This window comes from Pseudomonas sp. ANT_J28 (assembly GCF_008370005.1).
Classification (GTDB): Bacteria; Pseudomonadota; Gammaproteobacteria; order Pseudomonadales; family Pseudomonadaceae; genus Aquipseudomonas; species Aquipseudomonas frigoris.
The window spans coordinates 21,033-43,128 of the sequence record NZ_VOBM01000012.1; the positions used below are offsets into that span (position 1 = coordinate 21,033).

Genomic DNA, 22,096 nt, shown 5'->3' on the forward strand with positions numbered 1-22,096 from the left:
CCGTTTGTTTCGAGCATCGCGGTCACCAATGGTTTCATAGAGGTTAGCTGATTCACCTCATCCAGGCTTTTGTGGCGAGGGAGTTTGCCTGCGGACGAACCTTGTAGCAGCTGCCGAGCCTGCGAGGCTGCGTTCGGCTGCGTTCGGCTGCGAAGCAGTCGTAAACCCTGCATGCGAGTTTGTCCTGACACACCGAGGTGTTTGATTTCACGACTGCTTCGCAGCCGAACGCAGCCTCGCGCAGCTCGGCAGCTGCTACGGATCTCGCGACTAAACCTCGATCAGGTGCTTGAGTGGGTGGTAGCCGGTTTTCAACGTGGCGGCGACGTCGAGAATGGCCTTCTCGATGCCATTCAAATGCATGCAGGTCAGTTCGATCGCGGCGCTCTGGTTGCCGGCTTCGATGTACTCGATCAGCCGCAGGTGTTCGTCGTCGCGGCAAGCTTCGTGACTGTCGTCATCCAGCGCGGCGGCGTACAGCGAGGCGCGGGAAATCAGCTTGCGGAACCAGTCCAGCAACACTGGGTTGTTCAGGCTTTGCGCGAGTTTGATGTGGAACTCGCCAAGCAAATGAATCAACCGTTCGTGGTCGCCGCTGCGGTGCGCTTCATCCTCCAGTAACAGGTGATCACGCAGGTCCTGGGTCACGGCAGTATCACGACGACGACAGAGCTCAGTGACGATGCCGATCTCGATCAGGCGCCTCGTTTCAAACAGCGAGCGGATCTCCTCATCACTGGGCAACGACACCGACGCCCCTTTGTTGGGCTCGGTAGTGACCAAGCCATCGGCCTCCAACTGCTTGAGCGCGGCACGAACCGACGTCCGGCTGACATTAAAAAGTTCGGCCAATGACGTTTCGCCGAGCTTCATGCCGGGACGCAATGAACGTTTGCTGATCGCCTCGTAAACCCCTTGGTAGACGCGGTCGACCGTGGTCTCGAGTTTTTTCTCGGTCATCTGAACACTCCTTTAGCGCTAAACAACCGGCCCCAGGCGATGAGCAGCCTTCGAAAAAGGGGGTTGCACGAGCAGATTAATCCGGTTATTTCTAGATTGCATCCAGATATTGCATACAATAATTAGAGGAATGCACCAATATGAGTCATCCAGCAGCGATTGAAGTGCGCAACGTCTCCAAGCGGTATTCCGACGATCCGGGGCTGGCTCCAGCCCTCGACAACGTTTCAGTCGACATCGCCGACAACGAATTCTTCACCCTGCTCGGCCCTTCCGGCTGCGGCAAGACCACCCTGCTGCGCACCATCGCCGGCTTCGAACACGTCAGTGACGGCGAGATCCGTCTGGCAGGCGAACCGGTCAATGATTTGCCACCGTTCAAGCGCCGGGTCAACACCGTATTCCAGAGCTACGCGCTGTTTCCACACATGAGTGTCGCGCAGAATATCGCCTTTGGCCTCGAGATGCAGGGTCTTGATCGTAAGCTCATCCCGCGACGGGTCGATGAGATGCTGGTGCTGGTGCAAATGCAACACCTGGCCCAGCGCAAACCGGCCGAGTTGTCCGGTGGCCAACAGCAGCGCGTGGCCCTGGCCCGGGCTCTGGCGCCGAAACCCAAAGTGCTGTTGCTCGACGAACCGCTGTCAGCGCTGGACTTGAAGCTGCGCAAGGAAATGCAGGTCGAACTCAAGCGCGTACAGAAGGAAGCCGGGATCACCTTCATTTTCGTCACCCACGATCAGGAAGAAGCGCTGACCCTGTCCGACCGAATCGCCGTGATGTCCGCCGGCAAGATCCTGCAAATCGGCACGCCGAACGATATCTACGAACGGCCGCAGCACCGCTTCGTTGCTCAATTCATCGGCGACATCAACTTCCTCCCTGGCCACCTCAAGCGCGGCCAGCAAAACGAAAAACTGTTCGTACCGAGCGGCATGCCGGTGGAAATCCCTTGCCCGGCTCAAGGTTTCGACGGTGCCAAAGTGCAACTGGCGTTCCGCCCGGAACGCTCGCAATTGGTCGACCCGGCGCAACCGCATCACCTGCGCGGGGTGATTGAAGCGGTGTTGTATGTCGGCACCGCAACCCTTTACCAGTGCCGGTTGAACAACGACATCAAGGTCATGCTGCGCGAGAACAACGAAGGCCTGAACCGTGGCCGGATGGTCGGCGATCGCGTCGCGGTCAACCTGCCGCCCCACGCCTGTCTGTTGATGGAGGCCTGAGATGAGCGTCAGCAGCACTTCTCCCGCCCTTAACCGTGCGCTGTTACTCAGCCCCGTGGTTCTGACTTTGCTGGCGCTGATCGCCATTCCGCTCGGCATCATGGGCTACATCAGCCTGTTGCCGCGCAACGTGTATGGCGGCGTCGACTGGCAGGCCAACTGGCAATTGCAAAGCTACGTGCAACTGTTTTTCCAGGAAGGTTTCGACGGTGAACTGGAACTGAACTGGGTCTACGCCCAGGCGCTGTTGCGCTCAGTGTTCCAGGCCGGCGGCACCACGTTGCTGTGTTTTCTGTTTGGCTTCCCGGTGGCCTTGTGGATGTCGAGCCTGACACCGCGTCGGCGCAACCTCATGGTGTTGCTGATCACCATTCCGTTCTGGACCAACCTGCTGATCCGCAACTACGCCTGGCTGATCATCCTGCGCGAACACGGCTGGGTCGCCCAAAGCATTAATGCGCTGTTCCCCCAGGCGGGCGGCATCACCCTGCTCTACAACGACTTCGCGGTCAGCGTCGGGCTGGTCTACAGCTTCCTGCCGTTCATGATTTTGCCGATCTACTCGACCCTGGAAAAACTCGACTGGCGTCTGGTGGAAGCGGCTTACGACCTCGGCGCCAATCGCTTGCGTGCGTTGCGGCGGATCATCCTGCCGCTGTCGATGCCCGGCGTGATTGCCGGCGCGCTGCTGGTGTTTGTGCCGAGTCTCGGTGCCTTCATCACCCCGGCGATTCTCGGCGGCGGCAAGACACTGATGATCGGCAACCTGATCCAGCAACAGTTCGGCACCGCGCGTAACTGGCCGCTGGGCAGTTCGCTGTCGTTCCTGCTGCTGGGGATTCTGCTGCTGTCCCTGGTGCTTTACGCCCTTTATAGCCGCAGCACCGCTAAAACCCTGCATCGGGGAGCCACCGAATGATCGCCCTGCACCTGAAAAAACTGCCCCTGACCCGGGAAGTCAGCCTGTTGATCCTGGCCTATCTGTACGTGCCGATCTTCGTGCTGATCGCCTACAGCTTCAACGCCAACCGTTCGGCGACGGTGTGGACCGAGTTCTCGTTCGCCTGGTACGGGCGGATTCTGGCCAACCCGTCGATTCAGACGGCGGCGCTGAACTCGATCATCGTCGCCGGCATCGCCACGGTCTGTGCCACGGCGATTGCGTTGCTCGCGGCGTTGGCGACGTACCGGCCGTTCTATGGACAGAAGATGGTCGAGGGCGGGATCAACCTGCCGCTGATCCTGCCGGAGATCGTCACCGCCGTGGCCACTCTGCTGCTGTTCATGGCGCTGGGGATCAAGCTCGGTTTGCTGACGGTGATTGTTGCGCACATCGGCTTCTGCATTCCTTTCGCCTACCTGCCGATCCGTGCGCGGCTCAATGACCTCGACAAGAGCTTGCTGGAGGCGGCGAACGATTTGTACGCCAACCCGTGGCAGGTGTTTCGTCGGGTGACGTTGCCGCTGCTGTGGCCGGCAGTGCTGTCCGGTTCGGTGCTGGCGTTCGTGGTCAGCCTCGACGATTTCATCATGACCTTCTTCGTCGCCGGACCCGGTTCGACGACGTTGCCGGTGTACATCTTCTCGGCGATCAAATCCGGTGTCACGCCGGAGATCAACGCGATTTCGACCCTGATGCTGGTGATTTCCATCGTGCTGGTGGTGCTGGCCTTCTGGCTGGGACAGCGCGGCAAAAACCAATGAGCCCTTTCCTTCGCGGTACTTTCGGAGCGTAAAACAATGATATTGAAAAGCATGCGTTACGGCGTCGCCGGTCTGGCCCTCAGTTGCTTCAGCGTTTTCACCGCCCAGGCCGCCGAACCCAAGGAACTGTTCTTCTATAACTGGACCGACTACTACCCGGTTGAATTGCTGGCCAAGTTCGAAAAGGAGACCGGGATCAAGGTCACCATGGACGGCTACGACAGCAACGAAACCCTGCTGGCCAAGTTGCAGGCCGGCGGCGCGGCGTACGACGTGATCGTGCCGTCGCAGTCGATCATGCGCACGTTGATCAACCAGGACCTGCTGCTGAAAATCGATGCGTCGACCTTGTCCAACTTCCAGTACGTCAAACCGGCGTTCCGCGACCCGAGTTTCGACCCGGGCCGCAAGTTCTCCGCCCCGTACCTGTGGGGCACCACCGGGTTTTCCTATGACAGCGCGCGGGTGCCCGGCGGCAAACTCGATGACTCCTGGAAAGAGTTCTTCGAACCGCGCAAGGAACTCGAAGGCCAACTCGCCGCCCTCGACACCTCCAGCAGTGTGATCAACGCCGCCAGCCATTACCTGAACGTCGACGAATGCAGCGAAAACCCACAGGACGCCAAGCGCATTCTGGAGCTGCTGCAAAAACAGAAACCGCACTTGAAGATGTACAGCTCGGACAACACCGTCGACCGCATGGCCTCCGGTGAAGTGATCATGATGCAGAACTGGAACGGCTCCACCGCCCGGGCCACATTGCAAAAAAGCACCATCAAGTACGTGTACCCCCGCGAAGGCCTGGCGATGTTCCAGGACAACTTCGCCGTACCGAAAAGCGCCCCGCACCCTGGCAACGCGAAGATCTTTATCGACTGGATGATGAAGCCGGAAAACGCCGCGGCCGTGTCCAACGCCATCGCCTACGACAACGGCATCCAGAGCGACAAACTGATCGACGCCAAATGGCGAGTGATGGACGCGATCAACATGCCCGACGAGTTCGCCTCGCGCCTGCGCCCGGAGAAAGAGTGCAGCAACAAGGCGCGGGAGTTGCAGGACCGGATCTGGTCGAAGCTCAAGGGTTGATCGGCTGACTTGAGACCGAGTCGCGGCCATCGCGAGCAAGCTCGGCTCCCACAGGGTATTGGGTTGTTCACACATTTCATGTTCAACACAAAACCACTGTGGGAGCGAGCTTGCTCCGGGCGGCGTTCCGACGATGAGGCCCGCCCAAACACCACAAAATTTGAGGTTCGATATGACCCAACCCCGCTGGCTGCGCAATGTGCGGCCCTACGGTTCAACCGCCGAAGACCTGCTGATCGAAAACGGCCTGTTCAAGCAACGCCGCCCGGCATCGACCGCTGCCCTCACCACCACCGACATCGACGGCCAAAACCAGCTCCTCACCCCTGCCCTGGTTGAAAGCCACGTCCACCTCGACAAAACCCTCTGGGGCCAACCCTGGCGTCCGAACAGCGCCGGCCCGACGCTCAAGGACTACATCGCCAACGAGCGCCGCGTGCTGCGTGAAGTCAACGCGCCCATCGCTCAACGCGCTGGCGCCCTGCTGGAAAACTGCATCGCCCGTGGCTCGCTGATGATGCGTTGTCACGTCGACATCGACCCGGAATTCGGCCTGCGCCATGTCGAGGCCATGCAACAGCTGCGCGAAAGTTACCGCGACCTGATCGACCTGCAACTGGCGGTGTTCCCCCAAACCGGCCTGATCAGCCGCCCCGGCACCGCCGAACTAATGCGCGAAGCCATGGCTCTGGGCGTGGAGAACGTCGGCGGCCTCGACCCCTGCGGCATCGACAACGACCCCATCGCGCAGCTCGACTTTGTGTTCAAACTGGCCAGCGAATTCGAGCGTGGCGTCGATATTCATTTGCATGACAAGGGAGAACTGGGCCTGTGGCAGATCGCACTGATCGCCGACTACACCGAACGCTTCGGGCGTCAGGGTCGGGTGATGATCAGCCACGCCTACTGCCTTGGGATGTTGCCGTGGAGCCAGGTCAAACCAGTGGCGGAGCGTTTGGCGGCCTTGGGAATCTCCCTGATGAGTTCGGCACCCGCGGATTGCGCGGTGCCGCCGTTCCTCGCCTTGCGTGAGACCGGGGTGAACGTGTGCCTGGGTTCGGATGGCATTCGCGATGCCTGGTCGCCCATGGGCAATGGCGACATGCTCGAACGGGCGATGCTGCTGGCCTTTCGTTTCGATTTGAACAAGGACGATGAACTGACGGCGGCGTTTGAAGCAGCCACGGTGAATGGCGCCCGGGCGTTGGGTTGTGAAGGTTATGGGGTGGAGATCGGGCAACCGGCGAACTTTTTGCTGATGCCGGTGCAGACGCTGGGTGAGGCGGTGGTGTCGCGTCCGGCGCGGCAGGTTTATCGCGGCGGTGAGTTGATCGCCTCAGGTGGCCGACTGCTGGAAAGTCGCTTGTGAAAAGGATTGGATTGAAAGCCAGTTGCGTGGTCGGGTTCGACGGCACCCAGCATGTGCTGTGGCGCGACGGCGAAGTGGTGTTCGAAGGTTCGCGCATCGTGTTTGTCGGGCGCGATTATCCGGGGCCGGTGGATCAGTGGATCGATTACGGCAACGCGTTGATCGGCCCGGGCTTCATCGATCTGGATGCGCTCGGGGATCTTGATTCGACGGTGCTGACGCTGGACAACGGCGATAAACGCGACATGGGCCGGATGTGGTCCGAGGACTACCTGGCGAGCGGTCCGCAGGAGAGTTACAGCCTTGATGAAGAAGTTTTCAAATACCGCTACGCCTTCACTCAGTTGATCCGCAACGGCATCACCACCGCCATGCCGATCACCTCGATGTATTACCGCGAGTGGGCCGAAACCTACGACGAGTTTTCTAAGGTGGCCGATGTGGCGGCCGAGTTGGGGCTGCGGACTTACCTCGGCCCCTGCTACATGAGCGGCATGAGTTACTGGCGTGCCGATGGAAGCCTCGGGCATCACTGGGATGAAGCGCGAGGCATGGCCGGGCTCGACTCGGCTGCTCGGTTTTTCCATGATTTCGACGGCGCGCACGAGGGTTTGATTCGCGGCGCGCTGGTGCCGGATCGCATCCAGACCTGCACCCCGGCCCTGCTGCAACGCACCGCCGCGCTCAGCCTGGAGCTGAACGCGCCGATGCGTTTGCATTGTTGCCAGGGGCTCGGTGAGGTGGCGATGGTCGAGCAGCTGCGCGGTACTTCGCCGCTGGGCTGGTTGCAGCAACTGGACCTGCTGACCCCGCGCAGTCTGCTGCCACACGGCATCTACACCTCAGGCGATGACGATCTGCAACGCGTGGTGGATGGCGGCGCGAGTCTGGTGCATTGCCCGGTGGTGTTTGCCCGTGATGGTGAGGCACTGAACTCTTTCGGTCGCTATCGGGCCAAGGGCATCAACTTCGCCTTGGGCACCGACACCTGGCCGGCGGATTTGCTGGAAAACATGCGCCAGGGTCTCAACATCGCGCGATTGATGGAGGGCGGGAACTTGCTCACCAGCACCCTGGATTTGTACAACGCTGCCACCCTCGGCGGCGCCAAGGCCCTGGGTCGCGATGATCTGGGCCGTTTGGCACCGGGCGCCAAGGCCGACATCACGGTGTTCAGCCTTCGCGGCCTGCATTTGGGGCCGCTGTTCGACCCACTGAAAAACCTGGTATTGGCCGGGCGCGGTGACGACTGCATCGCCAGCTACATCGACGGCCGCTGCGTGATGCAGGACGGTCAGGTTCAAGGCGTCGACTACCCCGCCCTGCAACGCCAGGCCCAACAACAATTCGAAAAACTGATGCGCAGCCACAGCGACCGGGCCTTCGGCCAACCGGACTGGAAAGGCCTGTTCAAACCGGCCATCCCGTTCGCTGACGACTACAGCGCACACGCGCCGCTGAGCACGATTGATCCACTTCTTTAGAGAATTCTGCCCATGCAAAGCTTCGACTTCAGCCAATTGAGCCCGCGAGACAAATACTAGATCGTCAGCGATGCCCTGGTGGAAGCCATGAACGTCTGCGCCGTGCCGTTCGCCCCCGGTTTCGACGAACTGACGGCCGCCGGCCTCACTGCCATTCCCGGGACCACGGTCAAATGTCCACGAATTGGCGAAGCCCCGGTGGCATTGGAATGTCGGCGGATGATGGCGCTGTCCATCGGGCAGTCACGGGAGATTATCTTTGGCGAAGTGTTGATGGCCCATGTGCGGGATGAATTGATCGACCCGAAAACCTTGTATATCGATCAGCTCGGGCTCGATGCGATTGGCCGGATGGGTGGGCATGGGTATGCGCGCACGCGCGATTATTTTGATTTGCCGACACGGTCGTTGCAGGCGTGGACGGAGGCGCCGGGGGGTGGGGAGCGGTTTTGGCCTTTGGGTAAATGATCGTTCCCACTCCGCGTGGGAACGATCCTGCACAGAGGGTTCAGTCAGTGCCGTATTTCGGCGAACGCGGCCCGTACAGCAACCCCGCCGGTTGTCCTGCCGACAGCAGCCGTGCACTGGTCACACCGGCAATCGGGTGACCGGCATCGGTGGAGTTGTTGATCACTTGCTTGACCGCAGCCGTAATCAGCATGCCAATCAAACCACCGCCACCGTTATTACCGCCCTCCTCGCTCGAAGCCCGAGCCGAGCCGGTCCACAGGGTGGCGCCGCTCTTGAGGTCCACCAGTTTCGCGCTAGCCGTAACCACGGTTTCGCTGCTGATGATCATGTAGCGAGTGCCGTAGTCCGTCACAGTGATGTACAGCGCAGCATCGGCACCGAAGATTTCTTGCAGTTTGTTGGCCGGTGCCTGATGGATATCCGCCGGGGTGGTCAAGCCATTCTGGCGGAACGTCTCATCGACCAGGGCGATCGGCAGCACGTAGTAACCGGCTTCAGCCAAAGGGTACGTGACCTGCGACAACAGGCTGTAGGACGCCTTGACGTCCGGCGAGTTGTTGAGCGGCGGCAGCACCAGAATGGTTTTCGGACGACTTTGCTTGTATGCCGAATAGTCCACGGTCTTGGGACTGACGCAACCGCCGAGTACCGCCAGAGCCAGTAGCCCGGCCATCAGTTTCAATGAGCGCGCGATCATTGGGTGTCTCCGGTCTTGGCGTTTTTAAGCAGAAAGTCCATGTACGGCGTCGACTCGGGGAACAACGTCTTCTCGGTTCTGAATTGCTGCACCATCTGATCGTCCTTGCCCATGCTCAGGTACAACAGCCCCAAATGAGCGTGGTAGCCAGGCGGCGGCGTCTTGCCGGTGGACCTGATTTTCTGCAGGTCGCGCTCCAGGGCTTCGGCCTGAGCTTCCTTGGGCTCTTCACCCTTGAAGTACTCGTAGACTTCCGGCTGGTAGCTTTCCCACTGGTAAAGGGTTTTCGGGCCGCTGTTGCAGCCGGCCAACAGGCCACTGACCAGCACGGTCGACGCCATCAGCGCCCATTTCGCATAAATCTTGAACATGCTTGTACCGCTCCTTGTCTTCGACCTTGATCAGTTGCCCGGTTTCCATGCACCGGCATTCATGCCGTCCACCAGACGATTGATCGCCTCGCGCATGGCCAGGTCGAGCACTTTGCCGTTGAGGGTCGAATCGTAGGCAGCGGTGCCGCCAAAGCCGATGACTTCACGGTTGGACAAGGCGTATTCGCCCGCGCCCTGAGTCGAATAAACGACTTCGGACGTGCTGATATTGACGATGTTCAGGTTGACCTTGGCGTAGGCCACCTGGGTCTTGGCGCGACCGAGAATGCCGAACAACTGGTGATCGCCAGTCTCTTTGCGGCCGAATTCGGTGACATCACCCGTGACCACAAAGTCAGCCCCCTTGAGGCGCTGGGACTGGCCCTTGATCGCGGCCTCCTGCTGGATCTCGCCCATGTTGTCGCGATCCAGCACGCTGAAGCGGTTGGTTTGCTGCAAGTGAGTGATCAGGATGGTCTTGGCCTGACCGCCAAGGCGATCTACACCGTCGGAAAAGATCCCGCGCATGTAGCTCGAACGGTTGTCGAACTTGCCGACCGCCATGGGTACGCGAACGCCGGCATAAGCGAGGCTGGCGCTTTCGACCTTTTCTACCGGCAAGGCGCGCGAGCTTTCGGTCGCACACCCAGCCATCGCGCCCAAAACGGCAACTGCTGCCGCCGATACCAACATCCGAGAGATCATTCTCACTGTGCATTCCTTTTGAAAAACGGTTTATCCCGGCACGGCAATAGCCAGCCACTGCGGGTTGCAGCGGCAAAAAAGCGAGGGGGAATCAAATCGACAGTCGACGTGCGGGACGTCGGCGGCCGGCATTATGCCAAAGTGCCATCATTGAAGACAGTATTAAATTATTCGGGCATCAACGTGTGGGAACAATCATGTCCGAGGTCAACGGAAATCCCGGCTGCGCACACTGATGCCGTCGAGCAACGGGCTCAGGTCACTCAACCGTCCGGCAATCAAATGCCGCACCTCGCCTTCCTTTTCCCAGCGCCCGTCGACCTTGAGCAATTGCGAGCCGACCAATACCTGGCGCTGCCGGTCGGCCAGGTCGCGCCAGACGATGACGTTGACGTTGCCGAACTCATCTTCAAGGGTGACAAAGGTCACGCCACCGGCGGTGCCCGGGCGTTGTCGTCCGGTCACCAGCCCGGCGACGCTGACCGGTCGTCCATGCTCGACCTCCAGCAGTTCCTTCGAACTGCGGCAGCGCCGGGCTTTCAATTCACCGCGCAATAAAGCCAGCGGATGCGGACCGAGCGTGGTGCCGACACTGTTGTAATCCGCTAGCAGGTCCTCGCCGACGGTGGGTTTGGGCAACGACACCGCGCCCTCCTCCTGACTCGGCAGACCGGCAAACAAGCCGAGCTGTTTCTGCACCCCCGCCACTTCCCAGCGCGCCCGATGACGGTCGCCAGCCAGTCCACGCAGCGCACCGGCATCGGCCAGTTGCTCCTGGGCGCGGGAATCGAGTCGCGCCCGTTCGCCGAGGTCGGCAATGTCGATAAACGCCCCCTTCGACCGTGCGGCTTCGATGCGCCGGGCATCGTCCTCGCGAAAGCCTTTGATCATCCGCAACCCCATGCGAATCGCCGGCTGCGCGCCGGTGATGGGCTCCAGGCTGCAATCCCAGTCACTGGCGCGCACGTCCACCGGGCGAATTTGCAAATGATGCCGGCGCGCGTCCTGCAGAATCTGGTCCGGGCTGTAGAAACCCATGGGCCAGCTGTTGATTAGCGCACAGGCGAAGGCCGCCGGCTCGTGGCATTTCAACCAGCAACTGGCGTAGGTCAGCAAGGCGAAACTGGCAGCGTGGGACTCGGGAAAACCATAACTGCCAAAGCCTTTGATCTGCTCGAAAATCTGCGCGGCAAACTCGGCCGTGTAGCCGTTTTTCTTCATCCCGGCGGCCAGGCGATCCTTGTGCGGCTCCAGCCCGCCGTGGCGTTTCCAGGCAGCCATGGAGCGGCGCAACTGATCGGCCTCGCCGGGGCTGTAGTCGGCGGCGACGATGGCGATCTGCATCACTTGTTCCTGGAACAGCGGCACGCCCAGGGTGCGCTTGAGCACGGTTTCCAGTGCCGGGGACGGATAGATCTCGGGCTCTTCCTTGTTTCGGCGTCGCAGGTACGGATGCACCATCCCGCCCTGAATCGGCCCCGGACGGACGATCGCCACCTCGATCACCAGGTCATAGAAGGTCCGGGGCTTGAGCCTCGGCAGCATTGACATCTGCGCCCGGGACTCGATCTGAAACACGCCGATGGTGTCGGCACGGCCGATCATGTCGTAGGTCTGCGAGTCTTCGGCCGGGATCGTCGCCAGGCTCAGGTCCCGATGGCGATGACGGCGCAACAGATCGAAACAGCGGCGGATCGCACTGAGCATGCCCAACGCCAGGATATCCACCTTGAGCAGCCCGACGGCATCGAGGTCGTCCTTGTCCCACTGGATGATGGTGCGCTCGGCCATGGCGGCGTTTTCCACCGGGACCAGGCTGTCCAGAGGCTCCTCGGAAATCACGAAACCACCGGGGTGCTGGGACAGGTGTCGGGGGAAACCGATCAGCTGCCCCGTCAGGCTGAGCACCCGGCGCAGCACCGGACTCTCGGGATCGAACCCGCCTTCAAGCAGGCGCTCCACGGGCGGTGTTTCATCACTCCAGTGGCCACAGCAATCGGCCAGGGCGTTGATCTGATCCGGCGGCAAGCCCAAGGCCTTGGCCACATCACGCACCGCGCCGGCCGCGTGATACGTGCTGACCACCGCCGTCAGCGCCGCGCGGGTCCGGCCATAACGCTGGAACACGTACTGCAGGACTTCTTCGCGGCGTTCGTGTTCGAAATCGACGTCGATGTCCGGTGGTTCGTTGCGTTCCTTGGAGAGAAAGCGCTCGAACAACAGCGTGGTGCGATCCGGATCGATTTCCGTAATGCCCAAGGCAAAGCACACCGCCGAGTTGGCCGCCGAACCACGGCCCTGACACAGGATTTTTTGCTCACGGGCGAATCGCACAATGTCGTGAACCGTCAGGAAATAGCTTTCGTAGCCCAGCTCGGCGATCAGCTCCAGTTCCTTGTCGATCTGCGTCAGCACTTGGGCCTGCGGGCCTTTTGGCCAGCGCCACGCGATGCCATCGTCGGTCAGATGACGCAGCCAGGACGTGGCTGTCTGACCTTCTGGTACCAACTCCCGGGGATATTGATAGCGCAACTGACCGAGGTCGAAGGTACAGCGCCGGGCGATGTTCAGCGTTTCGTCGAGCAGTGTTTGCGGGTAGATCGATTGCAGAGCCTCGAGACTGCGCACATGCCGCTCGCCATTGGGATGAAGACGCAGCCCGGCCTCTGCCACCGGCAGGTGATGACGAATTGCGGTCATGGTGTCCTGCAAGGCGCGCCGCCCACGAGCGTGCATGTGCACATCGCCGCTGGCCACCGCCGGGATTCGCAGTTCGCCCGCCAGGGTGAGCAACGCAGCCAGCCGGCGGGTATCGTCCTGGCCGCGATGCAGCTGGACGGCCAGCCACAGGCAATCGACGAAGGTCTGTTTCAGCCAGTGGCCCTGTTCGAAGTCATCGACCGCATCCGGCACCCACAATGCCAACAGCCCCGGCAAGGGTTCACTGAAGTCTTCCCGCAGCACTTGATACTGGCCTTTCTGCGTGCGGCGCCTAGCTCGGGTAATCAGTCGGCACAGGGTCTGGTAACCCTCGAGGTTTTCCACCAGCAACACCAGTTTCGGACCGTTCTCGATGCGCACTTCGCTGCCGATAATCAGCGGCAGCTCCACGGATTTGGCCGCTTGCCAGGCGCGGACGATACCGGCCAGGGTGCATTCATCGGTGATCGCCAAGGCCTGATAGCCCTGCTTTTTCGCCCGTTGAAAGAGTTCGAGGGCACTGGAAGCACCGCGCTGGAAACTGAAGTTCGACAGGCAGTGCAGCTCGGCATAGTCGATGCTCATGCGAACCAGCCTTGCAGCCACAACGGGCCGTCCTCACCGACCGCACGATAGGCCCAGCCCTGCTGGCCGGAACGGGTTTCGATCAGGAAGTAATCACGGCGCACATCGGCGCCGTCCCACCAACCGGACTCGATGCGTTCCGGCCCCATCAGGATGCGCGTAGAACCTTGGTGCACCGCCAGCGGTTCAGTCAGCAGCCAGCCCGGACGTTGCACGCCAGGCAGCCCTGCACAGCGCTGACTGTCGACACTGGCCTGCCACGCGCATTCCGGTCGGTGATCGGCCTGCAACCGCAAGCCCTGCACCGCGTCATCTCCCAACCGCGCGCGCAAGCGTTCGCGCAGTTGCTCCCACGGCAAGGACTGCTGAGGGCGGTCGTCGAACAGCTCCTGGCGCTGGGGAACGAAGGCCGGCAAGTCTTCGGCGCGCAGGCGAAAACCGCGCACCGGGGCCTCGACCTGGACGTGCTCCAACCGGCCCCGGGCCAGTTCAAAGAGCATCGCCGGATCACGTTCGGCGCTGAGCAGGCCGACCTTGATGACGGTGTCCGGCAACCCGGCGTGCTCCAAATGCAGGTCAAAACGCTGCACGCCGCTGTCTCGTCCGCAAAGAAACGCCGACAGGTCACCGGTCAGCCGGCGTAACGGAAACAGCAGCGCCTGATGGGACTGCACGTCGAAGTTGAGCTCGATGCGCACATCGAACCGGTCCGGCGGCAGGTAGAACGCCAGCGCCAGCCGCCGTAATCCGAGCACGGTGTCCAGATGCTTGAGCACCTGGGCCTCGAAACGCCGGGCCAGACTATGGCGAGGCAACGCCTGAACCTGACTCAAGGTGCGCAACCCCATGCGCGACAACGCGGTGGCAACGCTGGTTTCCAGCCCGATCCGGTCGATGGGCAACTGCCCTAGATGATGTTGCAAGGCTTGACCGTCGGGCACCACCAGACCGTCATAAGCGTTGGCCAGCACCCGTGCGGCCACCGGGTTGGGCGCGGCAACAATCCGATGGCGAAACCCCAACTCGCCGAGCTCGGTCCGCAACCGCGCCTCGAATTGCGGCCAGGCGCCGAACAATCCCAGGCTGGATTCGATTTCAAACACCACCGCACGCGGGTAATGCACGCTGACCTGTGAACTGAATCGATAAGCCCAGGCGGCCAGAAACTGCTGCCAGTGCTCGATCTCGGCAGCGTCGTATTCAGCCGTGACAAACCCTTTGCTCAAGGCCTGGGCGGCGGTCATCGACTGGCCCGGACGCAAGCCCAGCGCCCGAGCCGAAGCGTTGACCGCTTGCAACACCCGACGCTGGGCCGGGCCGGTCAGCAGCGCCAGCGGCTCATCGGGATCTGCGCGCTGACGCAGTACCGCGTCCAGCGCCAATTGCGGAAAGAGAATACACACCCAGCGCATGGCAACCTCAATGCCCCACGGGGAAGGCAATCGGCGCCGAACGCGCCAACCCGCCCCGGCACTTGAGCACGCGCAATTGCGCAGGCCTGGCATCGATGGCGATGCGCAACGCCGCTGGCGAAGGGTTGATCGCTTCATTGATCGAGCGGTAGGCGAACGCCAGGGTCGAGCCGGTTTCCGCCGCCACCTGCAAACGTCGCAACGCCCGGTCATCGGCCTTGTGCGGCCAGCACAGCACTGCGCCGCAACTGCCCGAACGCAGGCATTGTTCCGCTGCCCACAAGGCATCACGCTCGCTGGCCTGGATGATCGACAACTGACGCAGATCGACCCCGGCGTTCTGCCAGGCCTGGGGATACGGCACGTAAGGCGGCGCCACCAGCACGATGCGTTCGCCTGCGGCGGACAACCGCGCCAGCGCTGGCCACACCAGTTGCAACTCACCGACGCCCTGCCCGGCCAAAAGGATTTCGGTCAGCGCCGCTTCCGGCCAACCGCCCGTAGGCAACGCCGCATCCAGCGCGGCATGCCCGGTGGGTTGCGGGCTGACGGCCGGTGGCGCAGGCCGGCCCTTCCAGACCTGGCCGCCATTGAACAGCGTATCCAGCGCAACGACGGCGCCCATCACCCTTGCCTCACCAGACCGCAGAACACCCCTTCGATGGCCAGGTCCTGATTGGCTTCGACGATGATCGGCTTATAGGCCGGATTCCGTGGCAGCAACCGAACAACCTCGCCGACCCGCTCGAAACGTTTGATGGTGACTTCCCCGTCGAGTCGCGCGACGACGATCTGGCCATTGACCGCCTCGGGATTGCGGTGCACGCCCACCAGATCGCCGTCGAGAATGCCGTCCTCGATCATCGAGTCACCCTGGACCCGCAGCATGTAATCCGGCATCCGCGAGAAGATCGACGGGTCGAGCAGCAAGCGGCTGTGAACCTCGGCATCGGCACCGATCGGCGCACCCGCCGCCACCCGGCCGAGTACCGGAATGTCCAGCAACTCGGGCCGCGCCGGTTGCCCGAGCAAACGAATGCCCCGGGCCTGATGCGCATTGACCTCGATGAAACCGGCCTCGGTCAGCGCCAGCACATGCTTGCGCGCCACGCTACGGGAGGCGAAACCGAACGCCTCGCTGATTTCAGCGAGGCTCGGGGACTGACCGTGCTCGGCGATTCGATCGCGGATAAAGGTCAGGATGGCGGTGCGGCGGGGAGTTAAAGTCGTCATGGAGTACATTTGTACTCTTTTGGCTTTTTTCTGGCAAGGACTTGTAAGAGGTGAGTCCTGAGAGGTTCAACCGAGTCAGCGCGTCGAGGGCGCCGCAGGGTTCGTCCATCAGCAACAGGCGCGGGCGGTTGATCAGCACCCGGGCGATTTCGACCCGTTGCTGCATGCCACCGGAGAGTTGGTCAGGCCAGCGCTCGGCAAACCCTTCGAGGCCCACCAGGGCAAGGATTTCGTCGGCAGCCTGGTGGCGTTCGGCTTTGCCGATGCCGCGCATTTTCAGACCGAAAGCAACGTTGTCGCGCACGGTGCGCCAAGGGAACAGCGTGTGGTGCTGGAACACGGCAATCAGCCGTGGGTCGACGCCTTCGACGCCGTGCACGGTGTTGAGCAGAATCGGGAACAGTGCGCCGGTGAAGGTGATGAAGACCATCGATAACTCTGACGATGGGAACATCAGGATCGCCAGCGGAATCCAGGCCACGGCGGGGATCGGGCGCAAGACTTCCAGCGGTGGCAGCAGCAGATCTTCAGCCCATTTCGAGCGACCGATGGCCAGGCAGATCTCCGCCACATGGCTGAAATCGGTAATCACTTTGCCCAGCGGACCGTGGAACAGGTAATTGACCTCGGTCATCGACGCCAGTGACCTTGGCGATCAACTCGCTGTATTTCTCCGGCTCAGCCGCCAGCAACTGGTTGGCTTCAAGGCTTGCACGCAGGTAAGCCACCACAACTTCCGGATACTTTTTCGCGTAGGACTGATCCACTAACGCGCCGTGAAAAGTCGGCGCATTGGCCTGGGCGCCGTCATAGATCTTGCGAGCGAAACCACGGCTGGGGAACAGCTCGGCGAACGGCACGAAGTCGGCGTGGGCGTCGATCTTCCCGGCCTGCAACGCCGAGCCTGCAACTTCCGGCGGCAGGGCGATGATGTTCACGTCTTTGAGCGGATCCCAGCCTTGGGCCGCGACCGCCCGCAGCAACATCCCGTGCGCCGTCGAGGCGAAAGGTACAGAAATGGTTTTGCCCTTAAGCTCCACCAGCGACTGCACGCTCGATGCGCTCGGCACCACGATGCCGTTGCCACTGCCCTTGGTGCTGCCCGTCAGCACGCTGATAAACAGGCTGTGCTTGCCCGCGGTTTCGAACGCCACACCGTTGAACGAACCGGGGAAATCGGCCATGGCGCCGAAGTCGAGTTTGCCGGCCACCACCTCGTTGGTCAGGGGCGCGCCGCTGGTGAAGTTCTTCCACTCCACCTCGTACTTGGCGTCTTTGTAGGGGCCGTCGTGGGGCAGCAGGTATTTGTCCAGCAGGCCCAACTCGCGAATCAACAGACCGCCGGCGGCGCAGTTGATCGTGGTGTCCTGGGTGCCGATGGCAATGCGGATGGTTTCGGCCGACGCCGGCGTCCGGTGTTGCCGGGTAGCTTTTAGCGCAAGACTTTTTAACGCAGCAGATAGGGAATCTCGACCTTCACCGCCCCGGTCGGGCAGTCCTTTTCACACGGCATGCAGTACCAGCATTCGTCGAACGCCATGTAGGCCTTTTCCTCGGCCAGGTGATCGAGTTTGAGGAACACCGGGCCGTTGCCGCTTTCGAGTTCCTGGTGGAACTCCCACATCATCTGGCCGCTCCAGTAATCGCACTCGATGAAGCGCTCGCCCTTGTTGTTCGCGGTGTAGCCGCCCAACGGACCGGTGACGTAGGCGCAGGCCGGGCCGTTGTAATCCTTGATCAGCGGGTTGATCTGGAAGCATTCCAGGTTCGCCAGTTCTGCCCCGGCGTGATAGGCCATGGCGTAACCGTCGCCGGCATTGGTGGGATTTTCGTAGGTGCCCATCAGGTAAACCGAGGACGGCAAACCCAAACGCCCGGCGGCGCCGCAGCAGAGGATTACGGCTTTGGCCTTGATCACGTGGAAGTCGGCGGTGCGGCAGTCAAAACCCATCACACCGTTGACCGCGCCCTCTTCGTCCGTCAGCAAGCGTGTGCAGACCAACCGATTGGTGATGCTCACCCGCGCCCGCTTCAACTGGCGGTACAGGACTTTTTTTGATGTCATGCCCTTCCGGCATCGGCAACACGTAGGGTCGTGTAGGCATACACCGCCGCCTGATTGACGATGCCGTCATTGTTATAACGAGTTATGACGTGATCAGTTCTAATGGAAGGCTTGAGAAATACTGTTTGAAGCATAAGGTTAGATTCGCCGACCGACCGCGGACTTTGTAGCAGCTGCCGAGCAGCGCGAGGCTGCGTTCGACTGCGAAGCAGTCGTGAAATCAGGTAGCGCGGTGTGTCAGGGAAAACTTGCATGCAGGGTTTTCGACTGCTGCGCAGCCGAACGCAGCCTCGCAGGCTCGGCAGCTGCTCCAAACTACGTCAGCGCTTGAGGATCTGGTCCATCACCCAATCGGTTTTCAATGCCTGTTCGGCCACGGCCGGATGCTGCGCTTCACCTCGAATGTGCGCGTTCATGCCCAGCACGTGATGCCACTGGATGTGCTCGTGATTATCGATGCGCAGGCTGAGGTTTTCATCGGCTTCAAGCTGAACCGGATGCTCATCGAATACGGAAAAGGTGATCCGGCCTTTGCTGCCGATCAGCTCGACACGATCCTCTCGACGGTCCGCGACGAAATTCCAACAGCCCATGCCCATCGCCCCGCAGGCAAACCGCCAACAGGCGCTGACGGCGTCTTCAGCGGCATACAAACCGCGTTGCCGAGCCGTAAACCCGGCGACTTCGACGATGTCACCCAGCAAGTACTGGAACAGGTCGAAGCCATGACTGGCCAGGTCGGCGAAATAACCACCACCAGCAATGGCCGGGTCGGTGCGCCAGTTATCTGTACCGCCAAGATCGGTCGGAGATGGCGCTTTGGTCAGGGTCCAGGTCAAGTGCCGAACCTCGCCGATCCGCCCTTCCTCCAGCCATTGCCGCACCTGCTGGAAGCGTGGCAGCGAGCGTCGGTAGTAAGAAACAAACAGGTGCAGCCCGGCATCGGCAAAGACCTTTTGCATCTCACGGCTTTGCCCGGAATTCAACGACATCGGTTTTTCGACGCAACAATGTTTGCCGGCGGCGGCCACCCTCAAGGCGTAAGCGTGATGACTGTCAGGCGGCGTGGCGATGTACACCGCATCGACCTCGGGATCATTGATCAGCGCTTCGATGTCGGTGTAGGCCCGAGCGATACCGTGGCGCGTAGCGTAATCGGTCACCGCTTCCAGACGCCGGCCCATCACCGCCACCAGCGCCGAGCCGGGTGCCTTGTAGAAGGCCGGCCCGCTCTTGCGCTCAGCGACGCTGCCACACCCGATCATGCCCCAGCGCACCACGTTCATATTCACTCCCGATGTTTAGCCGATGCGCAGTGCGCGCAGGTCCAGATGACCGTCCTTGAGCGGCGGGCACCAGTAGTAGCCGCCGGTGATCGGCCGGCTGATGCGGTACAAACCGTCGGTGATGCCGTCTTCCAGACCGCTCATGCGGCGCAGCTGGGCTTCGAAGGCATCGAGGGAGAAACCGAAGGCCAGGAACATCAGGCCGGCGCGATCGCCTTCGATCCAGGGCATGGAACGGCGCACCACGAAGGCCTCGGGGGCGAAGCTTTCCTGGGCGGTGCGTTTGACATGAGCGGAGATCGGCGCGTCGTCGATCTCTTCGTTGTCGCTCAAACGACGGCCCATGATGCTGTCCTTCTCATGGGGTGGCATCGCGTGGAAGCCTTTCAGATCATGCTGCCACTGTTGGATCGCGGCGAAACTGCCGCCGACCATTCCGTCAGCGCCGTCACTCACCAGCGCAGCGGCAACAGCGGCTTCGTCGTGAGGGTTTTCGGTGCCGTCTTCGTAACCGGTCAGGTCGTGGCCGGTGAGATGGCGGAAGGTTTCGTTCATCTGCACCAGGCGCAGGGCCGGGGCCAGCGCGGCTTCGATGGCGTTGCTGCGATTGAGCAGTTCGCCACGGTCGACACCGTGCAACCAGCCCCAGAGCGCGTGCTGGGTCGACGGGTTGTCGACGCCGACACCGGTCAACGCTGGAAAGGTGCGCAGGCCTTCGATTTGCCCCTTGAGGGCCTTGACCAGGGATTCACCGAACCCGACCACTGCCGACTTCCCGTCCACCAGCCCCTTAAGATTCTCCAGCGCGGCCGGCAAGGCAGCGGCGGATTCGAGTGCGAAGAACATATGACGGGCTTGAGGCGGAACTGGGGTGGCGAGAATGCCCGGCTGGTAGTAACTCATATGAACTCCTTTAGAAATAGCGCGAAGTTTAACCGCAGCATCGGCCGTTGTGTGTTCTCAGGTCAAAAGATCGCGGGATCATGAGATCGGCACTTAAAAAGTCGTGCCAATAAGGCGTATAACCTTTGAAGTGAATCTGAACGGCAAGCCGCCAGCGCATGGCTTACATCACATGGAGTAGCGACATGACCACAGCACATATCCTCGGCAACCTGTTTCCCGACGCCACCGACATCCCGGAAAAATACCGCCTCGACGGCCAGACCGAGCAGCGTGAATACCTGGTCGACGGTGAGCTGAAAACCTGGTCCGGGCCCCTCGCCCAGGTCCGCAGCCCGGTGTACCTGACGGGTGAAAATGGCGACGAACAAGTGATCCTCGGCAGCACGCCTCTGCTCGATGCCGACACCGCATTGACCGCCCTCGACGCCGCCGTCCGCGCCTATGACCGGGGCCAGGGCCTGTGGCCGACGATGCGGGTGGCAGAACGCATCCAGCACGTCGAAGCCTTCCTCGGACGCATGCGTGAACAGCGCGAAGCGGTGGTGAAGTTGCTGATGTGGGAAATCGGCAAGAACCTCAAGGACTCGGAGAAAGAGTTCGACCGCACCTGCGATTACATCGTCGACACCATCAACGCGCTCAAGGAGCTCGACCGCCGCTCCAGCCGCTTCGAACTGGAACAGGACACCCTCGGCCAGATCCGCCGCGTACCGCTGGGTGTGGCGTTGTGCATGGGACCTTACAACTACCCGCTGAACGAAACCTTCACCACGCTGATTCCGGCGCTGATCATGGGCAACACCGTGGTGTTCAAACCGGCCAAGCTGGGTGTGCTGCTGATTCGTCCGCTGTTGGAAGCATTCCGCGACAGCTTCCCGGCCGGGGTGATCAACGTGATCTACGGCAGCGGCCGCGAGACCGTCAGCGCGCTGATGGCCAGCGGCAAGATCGATATCTTTGCGTTTATCGGCACCAACAAAGCGGCCAGCGATCTGAAAAAACTCCATCCAAAACCGCACCGCTTGCGCGCGGCGTTGGGTCTGGATGCGAAAAACCCCGGCATCGTGCTGCCCGAAGTCGATCTGGACAACGCGGTCAGCGAAGCGCTCACCGGCTCGCTGTCGTTCAATGGCCAGCGCTGCACCGCGCTGAAAATCCTCTTCGTCCATGAAGACGTGGTCGAGGCGTTCATCGAGAAATTCAACGCCAAACTCGCCAGCCTGAAACCCGGCATGCCGTGGGACAGCGGCGTGGCACTGACGCCGTTGCCGGAAGCGAGCAAAGTCGATTTCCTGCACTCGCTGGTGGCGGATGCCGTGAGCAAAGGCGCCACCGTGGTCAACCCCAACGGCGGTGAAGCCCGCGCATCATTCTTCTACCCTGCCGTGCTGTACCCGGTGACGCCGCAGATGCGCGTCTATCAGGAAGAACAGTTCGGCCCGGTCGTGCCGATCGTGCCTTACCGGCATCTGGACACGGTAATCGATTACGTCCTGGAATCGGACTTCGGCCAGCAGCTGAGCATCTTCGGCACCAACCCGGTGGCGGTCGGCCGGCTGGTGGACACCTTCGCCAACCAGGTCGGCCGGATCAACCTCAACGCCCAGTGCCAGCGCGGCCCGGACACCTTCCCGTTCAACGGCCGCAAGAACTCCGCCGAAGGCACGCTGTCGGTGCATGATGCGTTGCGGGTGTTTTCGATTCGGACACTGGTGGCGACTAAGTTCCAGGAAACCAACAAAGAACTCATCAGCGAGATCATCAGCGGACGCAGTTCGAGTTTCCTGACCACTGATTACATCTTCTGAGGAGAGCGAGCCTGAGCACATTCAG

General features: G+C 61.4%; 18 protein-coding genes and 4 pseudogenes. 8 read left to right on the forward strand and 14 right to left on the reverse strand.

Annotated features, from left to right (window positions below):
• Positions 1–270: 270 nt before the first annotated feature.
• Positions 271–960 (reverse strand): GntR family transcriptional regulator, encoded by a 690-nt coding sequence (locus FQ187_RS10685; RefSeq protein ID WP_149629431.1) that lies wholly within the window; start codon positions 958–960, stop codon positions 271–273.
• Positions 961–1,100: 140 nt separating this feature from the next.
• Here FQ187_RS10685 and FQ187_RS10690 point away from each other — a divergent pair, with 140 nt between their 5' ends.
• The 7 genes and pseudogenes from FQ187_RS10690 to FQ187_RS10720 form a co-directional block, all read left to right on the forward strand.
• On the forward strand, positions 1,101–2,186 hold the full coding sequence (locus FQ187_RS10690; protein WP_149629432.1) for an ABC transporter ATP-binding protein: 1,086 nt from the start codon (positions 1,101–1,103) through the stop codon (positions 2,184–2,186).
• A 1-nt stretch (position 2,187) separates the two neighbouring features.
• Positions 2,188–3,105 (forward strand): ABC transporter permease, encoded by a 918-nt coding sequence (locus FQ187_RS10695; protein WP_149629433.1) that lies wholly within the window; start codon positions 2,188–2,190, stop codon positions 3,103–3,105.
• The gene (locus FQ187_RS10700) at positions 3,102–3,890 is read left to right on the forward strand and encodes an ABC transporter permease (protein WP_046048507.1); all 789 of its coding nucleotides are present in this window, start codon (positions 3,102–3,104) and stop codon (positions 3,888–3,890) included. The genes FQ187_RS10695 and FQ187_RS10700 overlap by 4 nt, the downstream gene beginning before the upstream one ends.
• Positions 3,891–3,926: 36 nt before the next feature.
• The gene (locus tag FQ187_RS10705) at positions 3,927–4,979 is read left to right on the forward strand and encodes an extracellular solute-binding protein (protein ID WP_149629434.1); all 1,053 of its coding nucleotides are present in this window, start codon (positions 3,927–3,929) and stop codon (positions 4,977–4,979) included.
• Positions 4,980–5,151: 172 nt separating this feature from the next.
• Entirely contained in the window at positions 5,152–6,348 is a 1,197-nt protein-coding gene (locus FQ187_RS10710; protein ID WP_149629435.1) for an amidohydrolase family protein, read from the forward strand.
• Positions 6,345–7,832, forward strand: coding sequence for an amidohydrolase family protein (locus FQ187_RS10715; RefSeq protein ID WP_149629436.1), 1,488 nt, complete (start codon positions 6,345–6,347; stop codon positions 7,830–7,832). Before FQ187_RS10710 ends, FQ187_RS10715 begins: the two co-directional genes overlap by 4 nt.
• A gap of 60 nt (positions 7,833–7,892) precedes the next feature.
• Positions 7,893–8,300 (forward strand): annotated as a pseudogene (locus FQ187_RS10720) (flavin reductase family protein); the annotation flags it as partial.
• Positions 8,301–8,340: 40 nt separating this feature from the next.
• On the opposite strand, the gene FQ187_RS10725 reads toward FQ187_RS10720, so the two are convergent.
• The 13 genes and pseudogenes from FQ187_RS10725 to FQ187_RS10785 all read right to left on the reverse strand — a co-directional run bounded on the left by FQ187_RS10725 (position 8,341) and on the right by FQ187_RS10785 (position 20,260).
• Complete coding sequence (locus FQ187_RS10725; protein ID WP_149629437.1) at positions 8,341–9,000, reverse strand: DUF799 domain-containing protein; 660 nt, start codon at positions 8,998–9,000, stop codon at positions 8,341–8,343.
• Positions 8,997–9,341, reverse strand: coding sequence for a DUF4810 domain-containing protein (locus FQ187_RS10730; protein WP_371925536.1), 345 nt, complete (start codon positions 9,339–9,341; stop codon positions 8,997–8,999). Before FQ187_RS10730 ends, FQ187_RS10725 begins: the two co-directional genes overlap by 4 nt.
• Before the next feature lie 60 nt (positions 9,342–9,401).
• Positions 9,402–10,076, reverse strand: coding sequence for a CsgG/HfaB family protein (locus FQ187_RS10735; protein ID WP_165353332.1), 675 nt, complete (start codon positions 10,074–10,076; stop codon positions 9,402–9,404).
• A 207-nt stretch (positions 10,077–10,283) separates the two neighbouring features.
• Positions 10,284–13,382, reverse strand: a complete 3,099-nt coding sequence (locus FQ187_RS10740) for an error-prone DNA polymerase (protein ID WP_218580700.1) — start codon at positions 13,380–13,382, stop codon at positions 10,284–10,286.
• Positions 13,358–14,773, reverse strand: a complete 1,416-nt coding sequence (locus FQ187_RS10745; protein ID WP_149629439.1) for a DNA polymerase Y family protein — start codon at positions 14,771–14,773, stop codon at positions 13,358–13,360. The genes FQ187_RS10740 and FQ187_RS10745 overlap by 25 nt, the downstream gene beginning before the upstream one ends.
• A 7-nt stretch (positions 14,774–14,780) precedes the next feature.
• Positions 14,781–15,398, reverse strand: a complete 618-nt coding sequence (imuA, locus tag FQ187_RS10750) for a translesion DNA synthesis-associated protein ImuA (RefSeq protein WP_033061610.1) — start codon at positions 15,396–15,398, stop codon at positions 14,781–14,783.
• On the reverse strand, positions 15,398–16,015 hold the full coding sequence (gene lexA, locus FQ187_RS10755; protein ID WP_149629440.1) for a transcriptional repressor LexA: 618 nt from the start codon (positions 16,013–16,015) through the stop codon (positions 15,398–15,400). The genes imuA and lexA overlap by 1 nt, the downstream gene beginning before the upstream one ends.
• The gene (locus FQ187_RS30315) at positions 15,918–16,568 is read right to left on the reverse strand and encodes an ATP-binding cassette domain-containing protein (RefSeq protein ID WP_371925537.1); all 651 of its coding nucleotides are present in this window, start codon (positions 16,566–16,568) and stop codon (positions 15,918–15,920) included. The genes lexA and FQ187_RS30315 overlap by 98 nt, the downstream gene beginning before the upstream one ends.
• A pseudogene (locus FQ187_RS10770) lies at positions 16,545–17,469 on the reverse strand (ABC transporter substrate-binding protein); the annotation flags it as partial. The pseudogene FQ187_RS10770 and the gene FQ187_RS30315, both read right to left, overlap by 24 nt.
• A pseudogene (locus FQ187_RS29930) lies at positions 17,454–17,555 on the reverse strand (4Fe-4S binding protein); the annotation flags it as partial. The pseudogenes FQ187_RS29930 and FQ187_RS10770, both read right to left, overlap by 16 nt.
• Positions 17,556–18,142, reverse strand: a pseudogene (locus FQ187_RS10775) (FAD-binding protein); the annotation flags it as partial.
• Between the two features lie 249 nt (positions 18,143–18,391).
• On the reverse strand, positions 18,392–19,357 hold the full coding sequence (locus tag FQ187_RS10780) for a Gfo/Idh/MocA family protein (RefSeq protein WP_149629441.1): 966 nt from the start codon (positions 19,355–19,357) through the stop codon (positions 18,392–18,394).
• Positions 19,358–19,372: 15 nt separating this feature from the next.
• Positions 19,373–20,260 carry a Dyp-type peroxidase gene (locus FQ187_RS10785; RefSeq protein WP_149629442.1) on the reverse strand — a complete coding sequence of 296 codons (888 nt, stop codon included), beginning with the start codon at positions 20,258–20,260 and terminating at the stop codon, positions 19,373–19,375.
• Between the two features lie 185 nt (positions 20,261–20,445).
• Between FQ187_RS10785 and FQ187_RS10790 the strand changes: the two genes are divergently transcribed.
• Positions 20,446–22,071: an NADP-dependent glyceraldehyde-3-phosphate dehydrogenase gene (locus tag FQ187_RS10790; RefSeq protein ID WP_149629443.1), complete on the forward strand. Its 1,626-nt coding sequence runs from the start codon at positions 20,446–20,448 to the stop codon at positions 22,069–22,071.
• The last annotated feature ends 25 nt before the right edge of the window (positions 22,072–22,096 follow it).

Coding starts and splice junctions, on each gene's coding strand:
- FQ187_RS10780 (WP_149629441.1), bottom strand. CDS start 19,357: ATGAACGTGGTGCGCTGGGGCATGATCGGGTGTGGCAGCGTCGCTGAG.
- FQ187_RS10685 (WP_149629431.1), bottom strand. CDS start 960: ATGACCGAGAAAAAACTCGAGACCACGGTCGACCGCGTCTACCAAGGG.
- FQ187_RS10710 (WP_149629435.1), top strand. CDS start 5,152: ATGACCCAACCCCGCTGGCTGCGCAATGTGCGGCCCTACGGTTCAACC.
- FQ187_RS10705 (WP_149629434.1), top strand. CDS start 3,927: ATGATATTGAAAAGCATGCGTTACGGCGTCGCCGGTCTGGCCCTCAGT.
- FQ187_RS10695 (WP_149629433.1), top strand. CDS start 2,188: ATGAGCGTCAGCAGCACTTCTCCCGCCCTTAACCGTGCGCTGTTACTC.
- FQ187_RS10725 (WP_149629437.1), bottom strand. CDS start 9,000: ATGATCGCGCGCTCATTGAAACTGATGGCCGGGCTACTGGCTCTGGCG.
- lexA (WP_149629440.1), bottom strand. CDS start 16,015: ATGTACTCCATGACGACTTTAACTCCCCGCCGCACCGCCATCCTGACC.
- FQ187_RS10690 (WP_149629432.1), top strand. CDS start 1,101: ATGAGTCATCCAGCAGCGATTGAAGTGCGCAACGTCTCCAAGCGGTAT.
- FQ187_RS10745 (WP_149629439.1), bottom strand. CDS start 14,773: ATGCGCTGGGTGTGTATTCTCTTTCCGCAATTGGCGCTGGACGCGGTA.
- FQ187_RS10785 (WP_149629442.1), bottom strand. CDS start 20,260: ATGAGTTACTACCAGCCGGGCATTCTCGCCACCCCAGTTCCGCCTCAA.
- FQ187_RS10700 (WP_046048507.1), top strand. CDS start 3,102: ATGATCGCCCTGCACCTGAAAAAACTGCCCCTGACCCGGGAAGTCAGC.
- FQ187_RS10730 (WP_371925536.1), bottom strand. CDS start 9,341: ATGGCGTCGACCGTGCTGGTCAGTGGCCTGTTGGCCGGCTGCAACAGC.
- FQ187_RS10790 (WP_149629443.1), top strand. CDS start 20,446: ATGACCACAGCACATATCCTCGGCAACCTGTTTCCCGACGCCACCGAC.
- imuA (WP_033061610.1), bottom strand. CDS start 15,398: ATGGGCGCCGTCGTTGCGCTGGATACGCTGTTCAATGGCGGCCAGGTC.
- FQ187_RS10735 (WP_165353332.1), bottom strand. CDS start 10,076: ATGATCTCTCGGATGTTGGTATCGGCGGCAGCAGTTGCCGTTTTGGGC.